A 14,388-nucleotide genomic window follows, 5' to 3' on the forward strand; every position below is an offset into this window, starting at 1 on the left:
ATCATTTCTGACGAAATTGATGCGCAGTTTTGACGGATTTTCGTCAGACCGATTCAGGCAGATACAGATCAGGCTGCAAGAAGTGTTGTCCCGCCAAAGCAGGCAGGGGGGTGGATACCGCCTCGGTCGCCAAAGCGATCAGATCCGTGCAAAAGCGTTGCAGGGGGGTGCCGATCACCATCGCGACATGGCGGGTGATCAGCGCGGCGCGGCTTTCGGGCGTCAATTCATTGACGACCAACACGACATCGCCGGGGGGGCGCATTTCCTGCACGGCGGCAATGGCCCCTTCCATCCCGCCACCGGCACAATAGATGCCACGCAGATCAGGGTTTCGTGCCAACAGCGCCAAGGTCGCCTCATAGGTCAGCTGGCGGGTTTCCAGATTGACCACGGTATCCAGCACCGAAAACTGCGGGGCGTATTCGCGAAAATAACTGCGAAAACCGGTTTCCCGCAACTCATGCCCATGCCAGCGATAGCCGCCCACAAAGACGGCAATCTTGCCATCCTTCCGGCTGGTCTGGGCAATCATATGGGCCGCGATCCGGCCCACTTTGATATTGTTAAGCCCAAGATAATTTTGACGAATTCCTTGCGCAAAGTCGTTTAGCAGCGCAAAGCAGGGTATGCCGCGTTCATTCAGCCTGGTCACCGCATCCGTCACGTCAGGGTGGCTGACAGCGGTGGCGCAGACCACATCGGCCCGCCCTGCCAAGCCATCCATCAGCGCCGCAAACTCCGCCGGCGATTGCGAGGTTGAAAACTCAAGGATCAGACTGGCCCGCACCCCGGTCGCCTGACCAATGGCCCGTTCCAACTCGGCGCGCAGGTTTTGATAGAAGGCCTGCTTTTCCTTTTGCAGCACCACCCCCAACCGCAACCGGGGCAAATCGGCCTGCACCCGTTGCCCGATCAACGGCGCGGCATGATAGCCCACCTTTCGCGCCGCCGCATAAACCCGCAGCGCCGTTTCCTCGCGCACCTTTTCGCGGGCATTCAGCACCCGGTCGACAGTGGCGGTGGAAACACCGGCCGCGCGGGCAACATCGTGAATGGTGGTTCGGCTGGCCATGCTGCACCTGACACAAAGGGCGGGGTCCGCAGCATCGTGATGCGGCCTGACGAAAATCACAACATGAATTGCCGCGCTGACATCGGTTTTTTGACGAAAGCTCTGACGAAGGATTTGCACACACGCCCACCCGCTTTGGGCGGAACTTTGCCCGTCGGGCGGCAGCAGGGGAACCGGCAGGCCACCCAGCGACTTGATCTGCCACACCCCCGAGATGCGGAGAGATCAGATGCTGTCCACGCAAACCCTGCCCCGAAAGGCGGCCCCCTTTGATCTGATGCCGCGCCAGATTGCGCAGCCACTTGCCCCCCATGGCAAGGATCACAGCCGCCGCGCCGTCCCGCAATCGCTGCACTGCGTGCACGTCGCCATTGCGCCCGGTCAGACGGCGGGCGACGCGTTTCTGAAAGCATCGGCAGAGGCGCGGCTGGTGGCCCAAAAGCTGCCAGTGGGGCGGCCTGCGATGATCGTTTTCCTTGTTCCGCCCCTGATGCCTGATGGCTTGGTGGCATCACTGGGGGCCTTTGTGACCCATGCCAACCGCCTGTTCGCACAACGGGGCCTGCGCTTTGCCATGCAAAACCGGATCGGCGCGGCACCCCAAGGCGGCAAAGGACGCGAAAGTTTTTTCGACCGGCTGCGGAACCAACACCCAAAAGCAGACGTTGACACCCCGAGCGCAAACAGCGCGTAACATATTGATAAAAGGAGACTAACCATGAAAAAGCTGATGCTTTCCACGGCGATCCTTGGTGCCATTGCAACGGGTGCATTCGCCCAAGGCACCGATATGTCGAACCCCTTTCGCAGCGCGGCTGATCCAATGATGATCCCGGCGTCTGACTTTATCGGGATGCGCGTCTATGCATCCGAGGCGGCGCTGGATGCCGATGAATATGCCGGCCTGCAAGACGGCTGGGAGGATATCGGCGAAATCAACGATGTGCTGCTGGCCCGTGATGGCACCATCGATTCCGTGCTGGTGGATATCGGCGGTTTTCTGGGCATGGGTGAACGGCAGGTGGCCGTTGACATGGGGGCAATCCGTTTTGTTGCCGACAGTGGAACCGCCGAAGATCTGGATGATTTCTTCCTGGTCATGACTGCGAACCGCGCCGTTCTGGAAGGTGCGCCCGCCTATAGCTGGGGCGACGATGCCGCCGCGATGGATGCGACCCCATCGGCCGACACCATGACGGCCGATACGATGGCGGCCGACCCAGCACCACAGGCGCTGCCCCAGACCGCGGATCTGACGGCCGAAGAGCTGACAGGCGCGCCGGTCTATGATGCGACCGACGCCTGGATTGGTGAAGTGTCGGAACTGGTTCTGACCCCGGAAGGCACCGTTTCACAGGCTGTGGTTGATGTCGGCGGCTTTCTGGGCCTGGGCGCCAAGCCGGTGGCGCTGAACATGGATCAGTTGCAAATCCAGTCGGTCGAAGGGTCGGAGGAGTTGCGCCTGCAAGTGTCGCTGACCAAGGAACAACTGGAAGCCCTGCCCGAACACACGGGCTGATCCCGGCATCGGCACAATTTGATGAAACGGCCCGCGGCAGTGCTGCGGGCCGTTTTGTCTGGGCGGGCTGAAACGTCTTGGCGTCAATTTGGGCAGGGAACCAAACACAGGCTGTCGCGTTGAGATGGCAAGACGGAAAGGGATGCTGGATGATGGAACTTTCGATGTTTGAACTGACCGGATTAAGCGGCCTGTTGATCCTGGCGCTTGATCTTTGGGCGATCATTTCAATTATCGGCTCTGCGCGCAGCACGGGCAGCAAGGTGATGTGGACCCTGCTTGTGATGCTGTTGCCGGTGCTGGGTTTCCTGATATGGCTGGTGGCAGGACCACGGTCGCGTCATCAGGCGGGCTGACCGGCCGCCTTTATCGCAGACCAAGGCCCACAACCCCAAGCCTCGTGCCGCCCCAAGGTGGAGACGGGGTTTGGACAGATCGCTTGGGGCGCAAGGAGGCAAGATGAACCAGTTGTTGCAAGACCTGACCGGGCTGTTGACAAGGCTGTCCCAGCACATGCCAGCAGGGGCCGATGACACGGACAAGATGTTCGAACAGATCGCAGGACTGGCCCCCGACGACATGGCCCAGCGGCTGGAGGAATTTGCCCAAGAGCACCCGATTGCCCTGGTTCTTGCGGCAGCCGCTGGCGGCTTTGTGCTGACACAGTTGCTGCTGGAGGATCAGGCGCAATGAGCGACGGTGGCACCAAATCGCTGCTGCAATGGCTGCATTTGGGTCTGTTGGCCCGCAAATATGCAGTCTTGCGGCTTAGACTGATGCAGGTCGAGGCCCGCAAGCGGGGGCGTCAGGCGGGCCTTGCCTTGGGGCTGCTGGTCCTGGCGGGCATGTTCGTGCTGTTGGCGCTGGGGCTGGGGTTGGCGGCCGCGGCGTGGGAATTGCAGATCGCCGGATACTCCTGGCCGGCCGCACTGTTGCTGACGGCCACGGGCGCGATCCTTGTGGCGGTGGCATTAACGATGGGGGCCCGCGCCCTGATGCTGCGGGCGACACGACATTGAGAATGGAATGGCCGCCCCTTGCGGTGGCCGGGAAAGGAGACTGTCATGACCAAGAGCATTTCAGAACTGGCCGCTGCGGCGGCAGAGAGCGAAGCGGCACTGCGCGACGGGCTGGCCCGGATGGGGCGGAAGGTTGGCGGTGGACCTCTGGGCGGCAATCTGGGCGGCGTGGCGATGGATCAGGCCCGTGCCCACCCCTTTGCGACGGCGGTCATCGGTGCAGGGCTGGCATGGCTTGCTTTGGCCGGGCGGGGAACGGCAACGCCTGATCCCAAGCCCGAAAACCTGATGAACTGGGAAGACGAAGGCGGCCTGCCCGCCGAGGTGGGCGAGATTGACGACCTGACGGAAGATTGGGTCGCCCGCGCGATGCGGGCCCGCGAAACCGCACAGGAAAGGCTGGCGGCGCTGATCGACGAAGGCCGCGCCACCGCCGAAGAAAAGGCCGAAGTGGCGATGGAGATGGCGACAGAGTTGTCAGAGGCCTTTCGCGACAATCTTGCCGATCTGAGCGACGAGGCCGCCGAACGGGTGATCGAGGCCCGCGAACGCGCTTGGGAGGCATTGGGCAAGGGGCGCGCCGCGGCTGAAGACGGCTTGGCCAAAGGCGCCGATGCCGCGCGGCAACATCCGTTTGCCGCCACGGCCATCGGCCTTGCCCTTGGCGCGGCCCTTGCGGTGGCGATGCCGCGCACGCGCCCGATTGTAAAACGCGCAGCCCCGCTGGCGGCAACGGCCCTGCTGGCACAAGCTGCGGCTGTGTTAAGCCGCGAAAAGACGATCCAGACCAAGGCCAGCAAGGTGGCAAGCCGGGTCAGCGCCTCGGCCAGCCGCGCGGTGGATGAGATGGCCGAAGGGCTGGAGGCCAAGGCTGCAAGCGCCAAGGCCACCGCGCGCCGCACTGCAAAGGCGGCGACGAAAGCCGCGAAAGACACCAGCAAGCGCGCCAACGGCGCGGTTGCGACCTGACGCTTGCCCGGTATGGAACGGCTGTCGCAGAATGCCCTGGTCGTTCTGGCCGCCATCGCGGTTGTCGCCGCGCTGGATGCCATCAGCGACATTGCCGCCCCCATGGCCCTTGCCTTGGTCATGGGGGTGGTTCTGTCGCCGCTGTCGCGTGTTCTGGCACGCGCCGGCCTGGCCCCTGCGGCGGGCGCCGCTGTCAGCCTGATGCTGGCGCTGGTTTTTCTGGGCGGGGTCGGGTTGCTGCTGCAACCCCTTGCCGCGCAATTGGTGGAGCAGGCCCCCAAGGTCTGGTCCGATGTGCAAGAGGTGCTGCAGGCCCTGCGCAGCCTTGCCGCGGGCTTGGCCGAGGCGACGCGAGAAGTGTCGTCGGCTGCTGCACCACCGGCCACGGCCGCGCCCGCCACCGATCAAAGCATGGTCGAGATGCCATCGGTGACCGATGCGCTGCTGATTGCGCCCGCAGTGGCTGCCCAGATCCTGACCTTTATCGGCACGCTGTTCTTTTTTCTGCTGACGCGCAACGACATCTATGAATGGGCGGCCCGTCGATTGGCCAAAGCTGCCCAGCGGGGGCAGGTGGCGGCACGGTTGCGCGATGCCGAGGTGACGGTATCGCGTTATTTCGTGACCATCACCGCGATCAACACTGTTCTGGGCCTTGCCACGGCTGCTGTCTTGCAGGCCATCGGGCTGCCGGGTGCATTCTTATGGGGCGTGGTGGCGTTCTTGTTGAACTACGTCGTTTATCTTGGCCCCGCGATGCTGATCGTGGCGCTGCTCTTTGCCGGGGTGGCCAGCTTTGACGGGGCGGCGGTGCTGCTGCCCCCGCTGGCCTTTGCGGCGCTGAACTTTGTCGAAGGCCAGTTCGTGACCCCCGCTTTGGTCGGCAAGCAGATGGAGTTGAACCCGCTGCTGGTTTTCGTTGCGCTGTTGTTCGGCATCTGGCTTTGGGGGGCCATTGGCGGGATCGTGGCAATCCCGCTGCTGCTGTGGGTGGCCGTGCTGCACAGTGGCTCGGCCAATCTTGCGGATTAAAGCGAACCGTCAGGCGGCAAGATCAGCAGGGCGCGGAAGTCGTTGACATTGGTCAGCGTCGGCCCCGGAACCACCTGTGCGCCGATGGCCCCAAAGAACTGGTGGGCATCGTTGCGCGCCAAGGCGGCTGCGGGGTCAACCCCTGCCGCCGTGGCGCGGGCCAATGTGTCGGGGCCGATGATTGCCCCCGCAACCTCGGCCGCGCCATCCACGCCGTCGGTATCGCAGGCGATTGCGTGAATGCGGGGGTGGCCCTGCAAGGCGATGGCCAGGGCCAGACAGAATTCGGCATTCGGCCCGCCGATGCCATCGCCGCGGCGCGTCACCGTCAATTCACCACCCGACAGCAGCAGCACGGGCAGGTCATCGGCCTGCAACGTTGCGGCAATGCTTTGCGCCATCTGGGCCTGATCGGCGGCCACGTCGCGCGCCTCGCCCTCAAGCGCGTCGCCCAGCATCTGAACCCTGCACTTCGCCGCCAATTCGGCGGCTGCCGCCAAAGATTGGGCCGGGGCCGCGTAGATGATGTTTTCAACCCGCGACAGGCGCGGATCGCCCGGCGGAATGACGCCCGAAGGCCGGGTCAGCGCTGCCGTCACACTGTCTGGCACGGCAACCTGCCATTTCGCCAAGACCGCACGGGCATCGGCGGGGGTGGTGGCATCTGGCACCGTGGGGCCCGAACCGATAAAGGCCGGATCATCGCCCGGCACATCCGAGATCATCAGGCACAGCATCCGGGCCGGATAGGCCGCTGCCGCCAGTTGCCCGCCCTTGACCCGCGACAGGTGTTTGCGCACCGTGTTCATCCGGTCAATCGGGGCACCACTGGCCAAAAGTGCCGCGTTGACCGCCTGCTTTTCGGCAAGGCTGACACCATCGACCGGGGCGATCAGCAGGGCCGATGCCCCGCCCGAAATCAGCGCCAGAACAAAGTCATCCGGGCCGCAAGATTGCAGCAGCGCCAGCATTTCCGCCGTGGCTTGCGCGCCTGCGGCATCGGGCACCGGATGCGCGGCTTCGACAATGCGAATGCCCTGGCACGGGCGGCCATAGCCATAGCGGGTGATCACCAGCCCGTCACAGGGCCCCCAGGCGGCCTCGACCGCCTCGGCCATCCGCGCACTGGCCTTGCCCGCCCCGACAACCACCACCCGCCCCGGCGGTTTGGGCGGCAGATGGTGGGCCAGCGAGCGCATCGGGTCTGCCACCTCGACAGCACGGTCAAACAGGCGGCGCAGAAAGTGGGCAGGATCAGTCAGCATGATAGTCTTTCGGTGGGGCAAGCCAAGGTGCGCCGCCATATTGACCGGTTTTCAAGGCAGAAGGGAAGCAGCCTTGGCGTCAGGCCGGACTGCGGCGTTCATCCTTGACGATCCGACCATCCTCAAGCGTCAGAATGCGGTCGGCGCGGTCAAGGATGCGGCCATCATGCGTGACCATCAGCGTTGTCGTGCCGCGCGCCTGCCCCATCCGCTTCAGCAGATCGACCACATTGGCGCCACTTTCACGGTCAAGCGCGGCGGTGGGTTCGTCGGCCATGACGATATCGGGGCTGCCAACCAGCGCCCGCGAAACGGCCACGCGCTGCTTTTGCCCGCCCGACAGGTTGCCGGGCAGGTAGTGCAACCGCTCGGACAGACCCACAAGACCAAGCGCATGCGCGGCCGCCTGTTTGGCCGTGGCATCGTCAATACGGCCGTGCACTTGCAACCCCATCATCACATTCTGCATCGCCGTCAGGCTTTCATGCAGGTTATGCGCCTGAAAGATAAAGCCAAGCCGCCGCCGCAGCGTGATCAGATCAGCCTCGGGCGCGGCGCGCAATTCATGGCCCAGCAACTGCACCGATCCCTCTTGCACATCGCGCAGACAGCCCAGCAGGGTCAACAGCGTGGTTTTACCCGACCCTGACGGCCCCACCAGCGCTGTAAAACTGCCCCGCGGGATCTGCAGGGAAATGTCGAACAGCGCCTGTTTGCGTGCCTCGCCGCTGCCGAACCAGTGGTTCAGCGCTTGGGCGTTGATTGGCGGGGTGTCGGTCATGGCGCTTAGAACAAATCTGCCGGATCGGCGGCGGCAAGGCGACGGGTGGCAATCGCGCCCGACAGGGTGGAAAAGGCAATCGTGCCCAGAAAAACCATAAGGGCCATACTGGGGGTCATCATCAGCGGCAAGGTAGTCATCTTGCCCATGAAGGTCAGGATGGCGGTGCCCACCATCAGGCCGGGAACAAAGCCCATGATGCCCAGGATCAGCGCCTCTTCGAACACCACACCCAGAAAGAAGCCGGGCCCATAGCCCATGGCCTTGAAGGTGGCATATTCGCGCAAATGGTCGGCCACATCGGTGGACAGAACCTGATAGACGATCACCAACCCCACCAGAACGCCGATCACCACACCAAAGCCAAAGATCAGGCCGGTTGGCCGTTTGGTTTGCTGATAGGTCAATTCCTCTTGCGCGGCCTGATCATAGCTGCGGATCCGCAGGCTTTTATCCGAAATGATGTCACGCAGGCGGGCCGCCACAACTTCGGGGTTTGCACCCGGTGCGGTTTTCAGCAGGATATGGTCAGGGGCCGCTGAACTGCGGGCGGGAAACAGGGTCAGAAAGGTCTGGTCCGAGACGATCATATAGCCATCCCCCCCAAAGCCACCACCGCCGGAAAAGGTGTCATACAGCGTCACCGTCTTGCCGCCCGTTTCAAACGACAACGGGGTTTGCGGGCGGATTGCGGCGGCCTGCTCGCTGGGCAGACCCCGCGAAAGACGATCCAGCAGACCTGACATCTGCACCTGCAACGGCCCGGTCTTGGCCGCGATGTCGGGGGCCAGAAAGCCCGTCTGGGCCGGATCAATGCCAAAGGTAGACAGGCCAATGCTGTTGGGCGCACGCTGCCATGTGACATTGCCCAGAAACAGCCCCATCCCGCCGATCACATCCGGGTCGGCCATGGCCTGCAACATCCACTGGCGCGCCACATTGCCACCGTCGGTCATTGCGTCGGAATCGCTGGCAGAAATCATGATGTCGGCACGCATGAATTCATAGGGTTTCAGCGTGGCAATCGCCATTGAATTCATGATGCCCAACTGCACGAACACCAGCACATTGGCAAAAGCCACGCCCGCCAGAGCAGCCGCAAAGCGGGTTCGGGAATGCGTCAGTTGCAGCCAGCCAATGGGCAGGCGGCCAAACAGGGCTTGCAACAGGCGGCTCATTGCGTGGGGCCTGTATGGGTGTCGATGCGGGCGATAACCTCAAGGTTGGTAAAGCGGGCAGCCATGGCCGACGACTCCTGATCCAGTGCCACCATCACCTTGACCACCCGCGCATCGGTATTGGCGGCGGTGTCATCCGAAATCAGCCCCTGCCGGCCCACCGTCAGACCGATGGAATCGACACGGCCCTGAAACGTGCGGCCCAAGGCCGGGGCGGCCAGTTCAACCGGTTGGCCCACAGCCACTTGCACGATGCGATCCTGCCAGATTTCCGCCTCGGCCATCATCACATCGGTATTGCCCATTTCCAGAATGCCCTCGGTTGGCGGCCGCTGGCCGGGGGTGGCGTGGATATCCAGCACCGTGCCATCAATCGGGGCCATCACCATGGCGCGGGCCAGATCCGCCTTGGCACGATCCAGATCAGCGCGGGCCGCGTCAAGATTGCGAGAGGCGACGATAACATCGGGCTGGTCGTCCAGCGCGATGGCGGTATAGCGGGCCAGTGTGGCCTCGGCCTTGGCAACGGCGGCAAGCGCCTGTCGCTCGCTGGCGCGCGCGGCGTCCAGTGTGGCTTGGGTGGCGACGCTGCGCTGAAACAGATCTTCGCTGCGTTGGCGCTGCGAACTGGCCTCTTCGGCGGCAGCCTGCGCCTGATCCAGCGTGGCCTGAGCCTCATCCCGGCTGATTTGCACTGTTGATTTCGTCTGCATCAACGTGGCCTCACGCACGGCCAGATTGGCCTCGGCCAGCAGGACGGCGCTTTCCAGAACACCCGAATTATCCAGCCGCGCCACGGCCTGCCCCTTGGTCACCCGATCGCCGATGGCCACCAACACCGCAGCCACCCGCGCATCGCCTGCGCCATAAGGTGCCGCCACCACCGCCACATCACCGCGCGGCATCAGCCGGGCAAGGCCCAGCACATCGGTCGGGCGCATGGTTTCGGCCATGTCCTTGGGCAGATCAATCTCGGGCGGCAAGGCAATCGGGCTGTCCGACCCCGCGCCTGGGGTCAGCCCCGTCACCTGATAAAAGACTTTCAGCCCCGGCGGCTGAAAATACATGCCCATCACACCGCCCGAAAACATCAGAACCGGCACCAGCAGCACCAGCAAGTATCGCTTGCGAAAGCGCCGACCCGCCTTGCCCGGCGCCGGATCTGGCTTGGCCACGGGCAGCGGAAGATCAGCATCAGTCTTGGGTGTGTCGGTCATTGTGTGATCCTGTCGTTTGCGCGACCCTAGTCGTATAACCGGCATCCCGCGTATGACTTAAATCAAGGCCGACGAAACGATCTTGTGACATTCTTGATAAGAACAGCATGCGCCCGGCCGTCGGGCGTTGCCGAATGACCGATCAACAACCCCAAACCGCCAAGAGACACGATTCATGCGACTGACCACAAAAACCAATCTGGCCGTGCGGGTGTTGATGTCTTGCGCCGTGAACGATGGCCTGACAGTGCGCACACCCGAAATTGCGGAACGCTGCAACGCTTCGGTGAACCATCTGTTGCAGGTGGTGAACAATTTGCAGGAATACGGCTTTGTCGAAACCATCCGGGGGCGAAGCGGCGGTTTGCGTCTGGCGCAGCGGCCTGACCGGATTTCGATCGGAGAGGTGTTTCGGGTCTTTGAATCCGGCACCCCCTTTGCCGAATGCTTTGACCCCGCCAGCAACACCTGCCCCCTGCACAGCACCTGCCGCCTGCGCAGCTATATCGGGCGGGCGGTTGAAGCGTTTTACCATGAGCTGGACATGATCACGCTGGAAGATCTGGTCAAGGGCAACTGCGGCCTGTCGGCGCTTCTGGAAATGGCCCCCCGCTCGCCCGCCACCTGCCCATCCAGCCAGGTTGCAGGACAACCGGCGTAACAGGCCGCTGGCGCATCGGTCACCAAACATCCATTTCCCATGACCCACTTCAGATTAGACGCATGATCGCGGACCATGAACGAACCCCGAGGGTCCGTTGCATTGCGTTGTACAGAGTCTGTTCATATCCGGCCATCCAGGGTTGACTGCACCCATAAGGCGCGGGCGGCTTGGCAGGCGCTGGTGCAGCCCGCTGTCTCGGTTTATGCTGCCCAGCGCCGGAAAAAGGACCAATAATGCCCACCCATCTGAACACCGCACCTGCAAAGGCGGATCCTGCCCTTGTGCGCACCGTCGATTGTCTGGCCGGGGTTTGCATTCGGATTGCCGCCCGCATCGCGCGGGGGGGGATTGATGAACATCTTGGCGCAGCACGCGGCACCAACACCGATGGCGATGCGCAAAAGGCGCTGGATGTGATTGCAGACACGGCCTTTCAGGCAGCGTTGCGGGGCGGCGATGTGCGGCATTACGCGTCAGAAGAACAGGATGGCGTTCTGACGCTGAACGCCGGCGCTCCCTTGGCCTTGGCGATTGATCCGCTGGATGGGTCGTCAAACATCGACACCAATGTGTCGATTGGCACGATTTTTGCCCTTTACGATGCTGCCACCACGCCCGAGGCCAGCTTTCTGCGCCCCGGCCACCAGATGCGCGCGGCGGGCTATGCGATCTTTGGCCCGCAATGCTGCCTGATCGTCACCTTTGGCGCAGGTGTTCTGAAATATGTGTTGGACCCGCAGGCCGGGCAATTCGTGCTGACCGGCCCGGTGCCCCCGATCGCCCCCGAGGCGCGGGAATATGCCATCAACGCCTCGAACCACCGGCATTGGCCGGAACCGATCCGCGCCTATGTTGACGACCGGGTGGCGGGCAGCACAGGCCCCGAAGGCCGTGATTTCAACATGCGCTGGATCGCATCTCTGGTGGCCGAAACCCACCGCATCCTGACACGCGGCGGCATCTTTCTCTATCCGGCCGACAGCCGCAGGGGCTATGAAAACGGGCGCTTGCGGCTGGTCTATGAATGTGCGCCGATTGCCATGCTGATCGAACAGGCGGGCGGCGCGGCCACCGATGGCACCGCCCGCATTCTGGATGCCGTGCCCCGCAGCCTGCATGACCGCACGCCTTTTGTCTTTGGCAGCCGCGCCAAGGTTGCGCGGGTGGCGGCGTATTTCGGCCATACGGGCCAGCAAGATCAGGACTGACGGAACCAAATCTGCCTTGGGCGGTTCTGCTTGGGAACCGAAAAAACCAAAGGAAGACCGCCATGAATGATCTGAAAGAGGAATTCTGGGACCGTATGGACGACGTGCGCACGGCGATGCTGGGCATCCGGGGCGAGGGTCGGCTGGTGGCAATGTCGCCTTCGGTGGATGATGATTTCCCCGGCAAGATCTGGTTCATCACCGCGCGCGGCACCGACCTTGCCAAGGCCACCGAAACCGGCCCAAAGCCTGCTCAGATGGTGATTTCCAGCGACAGCGCGGGGCTTTTTGCCGATGTCGCAGGCAGCTTGGCCCGCAGCCATGACCGCGAAGCCCTGGAGGAAGCCTGGAGCTTTGTCGCAGATGCGTGGTTTGAGGGTGGAAAGCACGATCCCGATGTGTGCCTGCTGTGCTTTACCCCGCAAGAGGGCGAAGTTTCGGTGACCACCACAAATGCTGTCACCTTTTTCTTCGAACTGGCCAAAGCACGGGTCAAGGGCACACCCCCTGACGCAGGCGCCCAAGGTGTGGTCCGCTTCTAGGCCCGCAGGCAGGGCGGCAACGGGGCCGCAACGGGGCATTGACAGAGCACCGAAACCGGATAGCGTCATTTGATCATTTGTTCAGGATCACTCTGATGCGCGCCTTTTTCCTTGTTTGCCTTTGCCTTGCCTCTCCCGCTTTGGCCGAAACGCCTGCACCCAAACTGGGGCCGAACGCGGTGCCGGTGACCGCCGACAATGCCTATTTGCGCACCAATCCGGCCCCCGATTACTGGGCTTTTGGCCCCTTTGTGAAACCACAATTCACCACTTCGGCCTGCTCGATCGCCACGGTGACGGCGGCGGTCAATGGCCTGTCGGGCCTGCCGCCCCATGCCGAAGATACCGTCACCACCCAACCCCAGATGCTGGAGCTGGTCGGGAATGCCGAATGGGCCGCCCTGTCTGCCGAGGGGGGCGATGGGGTGACGTTTGACCAACTGGCCGAATTCACCAAGGCCACGCTGGCAGCCAAGGGCATGGCGCAGACCGTCAGCACCTTTCACCCCGCTGCCGCAGACGCCGCCGCCTTGGCCGAGTTGCGCAGGCTTTTGACCGAAAACGAAGCTTCGGCCAAGGATGCGCTGCTGGTCTATTTCAACCAGGGGGTCATCACCGGCGATTGGGATGGCCCGCATATCAGCCTGATCGGGGCCTATGATGCCGCCACAGACCGCGTGCTGGTGCTAGAGGTGGATCAGGAATGGTACGTTCCCTATTGGACGCCTGCCCCCGTGCTGCTTGATGCGATGGTCAAGCCAACATCGGCCGAGCATGGCCCGCTAGAGGGGCAGACGGGCGGCTTTGTGCGGATCGGTGGCTGACCCAGACGCCGCGCCCGCCCGCGCCGCACCGGGGCAAGACGGGGGCTTGCACGTCCTGCTTTTGGGGGGCACCGGCACAATCGGGCGGGCCACAGCCGCCGCTTTGGTGGCGGCGGGCCACCGGGTAACGGCACTGGTGCGACCGGGGGCAAAATACGCGCCGCCCGGATGCGCCCTGCACCCCGGCGATGTGGCCGATGGCCGGGCCTTGGCGGATGTCTTCGCCGGGGCCCCATTCGACGCCGTGATGTCATGCCTGGCCAGCCGGACAGGCGCACCGAAAGATGCCTGGGCCATAGACCACGCCGCACACAGTGCCGTCTTGCGCGCAGCGCTGGCGGCGGGGGTCGGGCGCTTTTTGCTGCTGTCGGCCATTTGCGTGCAAAGGCCCCTACTGGCGTTTCAGCAGGCCAAACTTGCCTTTGAGGCAGAGTTGCAGGCCGCCCCGCTGCGGTGGACGATCGTCAGGCCCACAGCCTTTTTCAAATCCCTTTCGGGACAGGTGCCAAGGGTGCAGGCGGGTAAGGCCTTTATGGTATTCGGCAACGGGCGACTGACCGCCTGCAAGCCGATTTCTGACCGCGATCTGGCACGGTTTCTGGCCCGCGCACTGACCGACCCCACGGCCGATCACCGGATCTTGCCGATTGGCGGGCCGGGGCCAGCCATCACGCCGCTGGATCAGGCGGCCATGCTGGGGCGGCTGACGGTCAAACCCCTGCGCATCAAGCATGTGCCGCTGGCCCTGATGGATACGATCGTAACGGTGCTGGCCGTTCTGGGCGCGGTTTCGCCCCGCCTTGCGGAAAAGGCCGAACTGGCCCGCATCGGGCGCTATTACGCCACGCAGTCGATGCTGGTCTGGAACCCGCGAACCGGCCAGTATGACGCCGACGCCACCCCTGAATTCGGCATGGACCGGCTAGAGGATCATTACGCCGCCCTGCTGCGTGGCGAGGTGGACGATGATCGTGGGGCACATGCGGTCTGGTAAGACCACGGCCGCACAGCGGGCCGAATCTGCGCGCTTCCCAAACGGGCGTTTTTCCTGTATTGGCCCCCCATCTGTGACGTGAGCCCATGCCCCCGGGCGCA

At 63.4% G+C, this 14,388-nt stretch carries 17 protein-coding genes; 12 read left to right on the forward strand and 5 right to left on the reverse strand.

What is annotated here, in order from left to right; translation table 11 throughout:
• Positions 1–43: 43 nt before the first annotated feature.
• Positions 44–1,075, reverse strand: coding sequence for a substrate-binding domain-containing protein (locus tag V3C85_RS12500; RefSeq protein WP_331795431.1), 1,032 nt, complete (start codon positions 1,073–1,075; stop codon positions 44–46).
• A gap of 214 nt (positions 1,076–1,289) precedes the next feature.
• Here V3C85_RS12500 and V3C85_RS12505 point away from each other — a divergent pair, with 214 nt between their 5' ends.
• From V3C85_RS12505 to V3C85_RS12535, 7 genes are all read left to right on the forward strand, one after another.
• Positions 1,290–1,769 carry a hypothetical protein gene (locus tag V3C85_RS12505; RefSeq protein ID WP_331795432.1) on the forward strand — a complete coding sequence of 160 codons (480 nt, stop codon included), beginning with the start codon at positions 1,290–1,292 and terminating at the stop codon, positions 1,767–1,769.
• 24 nt (positions 1,770–1,793) lie between these two features.
• Positions 1,794–2,594, forward strand: coding sequence for a PRC-barrel domain-containing protein (locus V3C85_RS12510; protein WP_331795433.1), 801 nt, complete (start codon positions 1,794–1,796; stop codon positions 2,592–2,594).
• 164 nt (positions 2,595–2,758) lie between these two features.
• Entirely contained in the window at positions 2,759–2,950 is a 192-nt protein-coding gene (locus V3C85_RS12515) for a PLD nuclease N-terminal domain-containing protein (RefSeq protein ID WP_331795434.1), read from the forward strand.
• A 103-nt stretch (positions 2,951–3,053) separates the two neighbouring features.
• The gene (locus V3C85_RS12520; protein WP_331795435.1) at positions 3,054–3,287 is read left to right on the forward strand and encodes a hypothetical protein; all 234 of its coding nucleotides are present in this window, start codon (positions 3,054–3,056) and stop codon (positions 3,285–3,287) included.
• Positions 3,284–3,613, forward strand: coding sequence for a phage holin family protein (locus V3C85_RS12525; protein ID WP_331795436.1), 330 nt, complete (start codon positions 3,284–3,286; stop codon positions 3,611–3,613). The genes V3C85_RS12520 and V3C85_RS12525 overlap by 4 nt, the downstream gene beginning before the upstream one ends.
• A gap of 45 nt (positions 3,614–3,658) precedes the next feature.
• Positions 3,659–4,582, forward strand: coding sequence for a hypothetical protein (locus V3C85_RS12530; protein WP_331795437.1), 924 nt, complete (start codon positions 3,659–3,661; stop codon positions 4,580–4,582).
• A gap of 12 nt (positions 4,583–4,594) precedes the next feature.
• A complete protein-coding gene (locus V3C85_RS12535) occupies positions 4,595–5,614 on the forward strand; it encodes an AI-2E family transporter (protein WP_331795438.1) in 1,020 nt (339 codons plus the stop codon).
• On the opposite strand, the gene V3C85_RS12540 is transcribed toward V3C85_RS12535, so the two are convergent.
• The 4 genes from V3C85_RS12540 to V3C85_RS12555 all read right to left on the reverse strand — a co-directional run bounded on the left by V3C85_RS12540 (position 5,611) and on the right by V3C85_RS12555 (position 10,055).
• Positions 5,611–6,879, reverse strand: a complete 1,269-nt coding sequence (locus tag V3C85_RS12540) for a glycerate kinase type-2 family protein (protein WP_331795439.1) — start codon at positions 6,877–6,879, stop codon at positions 5,611–5,613. The genes V3C85_RS12535 and V3C85_RS12540 overlap by 4 nt on opposite strands.
• 79 nt (positions 6,880–6,958) lie before the next feature.
• Positions 6,959–7,660 (reverse strand): ATP-binding cassette domain-containing protein, encoded by a 702-nt coding sequence (locus V3C85_RS12545; protein WP_331795440.1) that lies wholly within the window; start codon positions 7,658–7,660, stop codon positions 6,959–6,961.
• Between the two features lie 5 nt (positions 7,661–7,665).
• Entirely contained in the window at positions 7,666–8,838 is a 1,173-nt protein-coding gene (locus V3C85_RS12550) for an FtsX-like permease family protein (protein ID WP_331795441.1), read from the reverse strand.
• Positions 8,835–10,055, reverse strand: a complete 1,221-nt coding sequence (locus V3C85_RS12555; RefSeq protein WP_331795442.1) for an HlyD family efflux transporter periplasmic adaptor subunit — start codon at positions 10,053–10,055, stop codon at positions 8,835–8,837. Before V3C85_RS12555 ends, V3C85_RS12550 begins: the two co-directional genes overlap by 4 nt.
• A 175-nt stretch (positions 10,056–10,230) precedes the next feature.
• Between V3C85_RS12555 and V3C85_RS12560 the strand changes: the two genes are divergently transcribed.
• From V3C85_RS12560 to V3C85_RS12580, 5 genes are all read left to right on the forward strand, one after another.
• Positions 10,231–10,716, forward strand: coding sequence for an RrF2 family transcriptional regulator (locus tag V3C85_RS12560; protein WP_331795443.1), 486 nt, complete (start codon positions 10,231–10,233; stop codon positions 10,714–10,716).
• A gap of 236 nt (positions 10,717–10,952) precedes the next feature.
• Positions 10,953–11,927, forward strand: coding sequence for a class 1 fructose-bisphosphatase (locus V3C85_RS12565; protein ID WP_331795444.1), 975 nt, complete (start codon positions 10,953–10,955; stop codon positions 11,925–11,927).
• Positions 11,928–11,989: 62 nt separating this feature from the next.
• Positions 11,990–12,469: a pyridoxamine 5'-phosphate oxidase family protein gene (locus V3C85_RS12570; RefSeq protein ID WP_331795445.1), complete on the forward strand. Its 480-nt coding sequence runs from the start codon at positions 11,990–11,992 to the stop codon at positions 12,467–12,469.
• Between the two features lie 95 nt (positions 12,470–12,564).
• On the forward strand, positions 12,565–13,293 hold the full coding sequence (locus V3C85_RS12575) for a phytochelatin synthase family protein (RefSeq protein ID WP_331795446.1): 729 nt from the start codon (positions 12,565–12,567) through the stop codon (positions 13,291–13,293).
• Positions 13,286–14,287, forward strand: a complete 1,002-nt coding sequence (locus V3C85_RS12580; protein ID WP_331795447.1) for an NAD(P)H-binding protein — start codon at positions 13,286–13,288, stop codon at positions 14,285–14,287. Before V3C85_RS12575 ends, V3C85_RS12580 begins: the two co-directional genes overlap by 8 nt.
• The last annotated feature ends 101 nt before the right edge of the window (positions 14,288–14,388 follow it).

Origin of the sequence: Pseudotabrizicola sp. L79 (assembly GCF_036553525.1) — a bacterium.
Classification (GTDB): domain Bacteria; phylum Pseudomonadota; class Alphaproteobacteria; order Rhodobacterales; family Rhodobacteraceae; genus Pseudotabrizicola.

What these genes read in the sequence shown, in the direction of transcription:
- V3C85_RS12500 (WP_331795431.1), bottom strand. Translation starts at nt 1,075, where the DNA reads ATGGCCAGCCGAACCACCATTCACGATGTTGCCCGCGCGGCCGGTGTT.
- V3C85_RS12505 (WP_331795432.1), top strand. Translation starts at nt 1,290, where the DNA reads ATGCGGAGAGATCAGATGCTGTCCACGCAAACCCTGCCCCGAAAGGCG.
- V3C85_RS12510 (WP_331795433.1), top strand. Translation starts at nt 1,794, where the DNA reads ATGAAAAAGCTGATGCTTTCCACGGCGATCCTTGGTGCCATTGCAACG.
- V3C85_RS12515 (WP_331795434.1), top strand. Translation starts at nt 2,759, where the DNA reads ATGTTTGAACTGACCGGATTAAGCGGCCTGTTGATCCTGGCGCTTGAT.
- V3C85_RS12520 (WP_331795435.1), top strand. Translation starts at nt 3,054, where the DNA reads ATGAACCAGTTGTTGCAAGACCTGACCGGGCTGTTGACAAGGCTGTCC.
- V3C85_RS12525 (WP_331795436.1), top strand. Translation starts at nt 3,284, where the DNA reads ATGAGCGACGGTGGCACCAAATCGCTGCTGCAATGGCTGCATTTGGGT.
- V3C85_RS12530 (WP_331795437.1), top strand. Translation starts at nt 3,659, where the DNA reads ATGACCAAGAGCATTTCAGAACTGGCCGCTGCGGCGGCAGAGAGCGAA.
- V3C85_RS12535 (WP_331795438.1), top strand. Translation starts at nt 4,595, where the DNA reads ATGGAACGGCTGTCGCAGAATGCCCTGGTCGTTCTGGCCGCCATCGCG.
- V3C85_RS12540 (WP_331795439.1), bottom strand. Translation starts at nt 6,879, where the DNA reads ATGCTGACTGATCCTGCCCACTTTCTGCGCCGCCTGTTTGACCGTGCT.
- V3C85_RS12545 (WP_331795440.1), bottom strand. Translation starts at nt 7,660, where the DNA reads ATGACCGACACCCCGCCAATCAACGCCCAAGCGCTGAACCACTGGTTC.
- V3C85_RS12550 (WP_331795441.1), bottom strand. Translation starts at nt 8,838, where the DNA reads ATGAGCCGCCTGTTGCAAGCCCTGTTTGGCCGCCTGCCCATTGGCTGG.
- V3C85_RS12555 (WP_331795442.1), bottom strand. Translation starts at nt 10,055, where the DNA reads ATGACCGACACACCCAAGACTGATGCTGATCTTCCGCTGCCCGTGGCC.
- V3C85_RS12560 (WP_331795443.1), top strand. Translation starts at nt 10,231, where the DNA reads ATGCGACTGACCACAAAAACCAATCTGGCCGTGCGGGTGTTGATGTCT.
- V3C85_RS12565 (WP_331795444.1), top strand. Translation starts at nt 10,953, where the DNA reads ATGCCCACCCATCTGAACACCGCACCTGCAAAGGCGGATCCTGCCCTT.
- V3C85_RS12570 (WP_331795445.1), top strand. Translation starts at nt 11,990, where the DNA reads ATGAATGATCTGAAAGAGGAATTCTGGGACCGTATGGACGACGTGCGC.
- V3C85_RS12575 (WP_331795446.1), top strand. Translation starts at nt 12,565, where the DNA reads ATGCGCGCCTTTTTCCTTGTTTGCCTTTGCCTTGCCTCTCCCGCTTTG.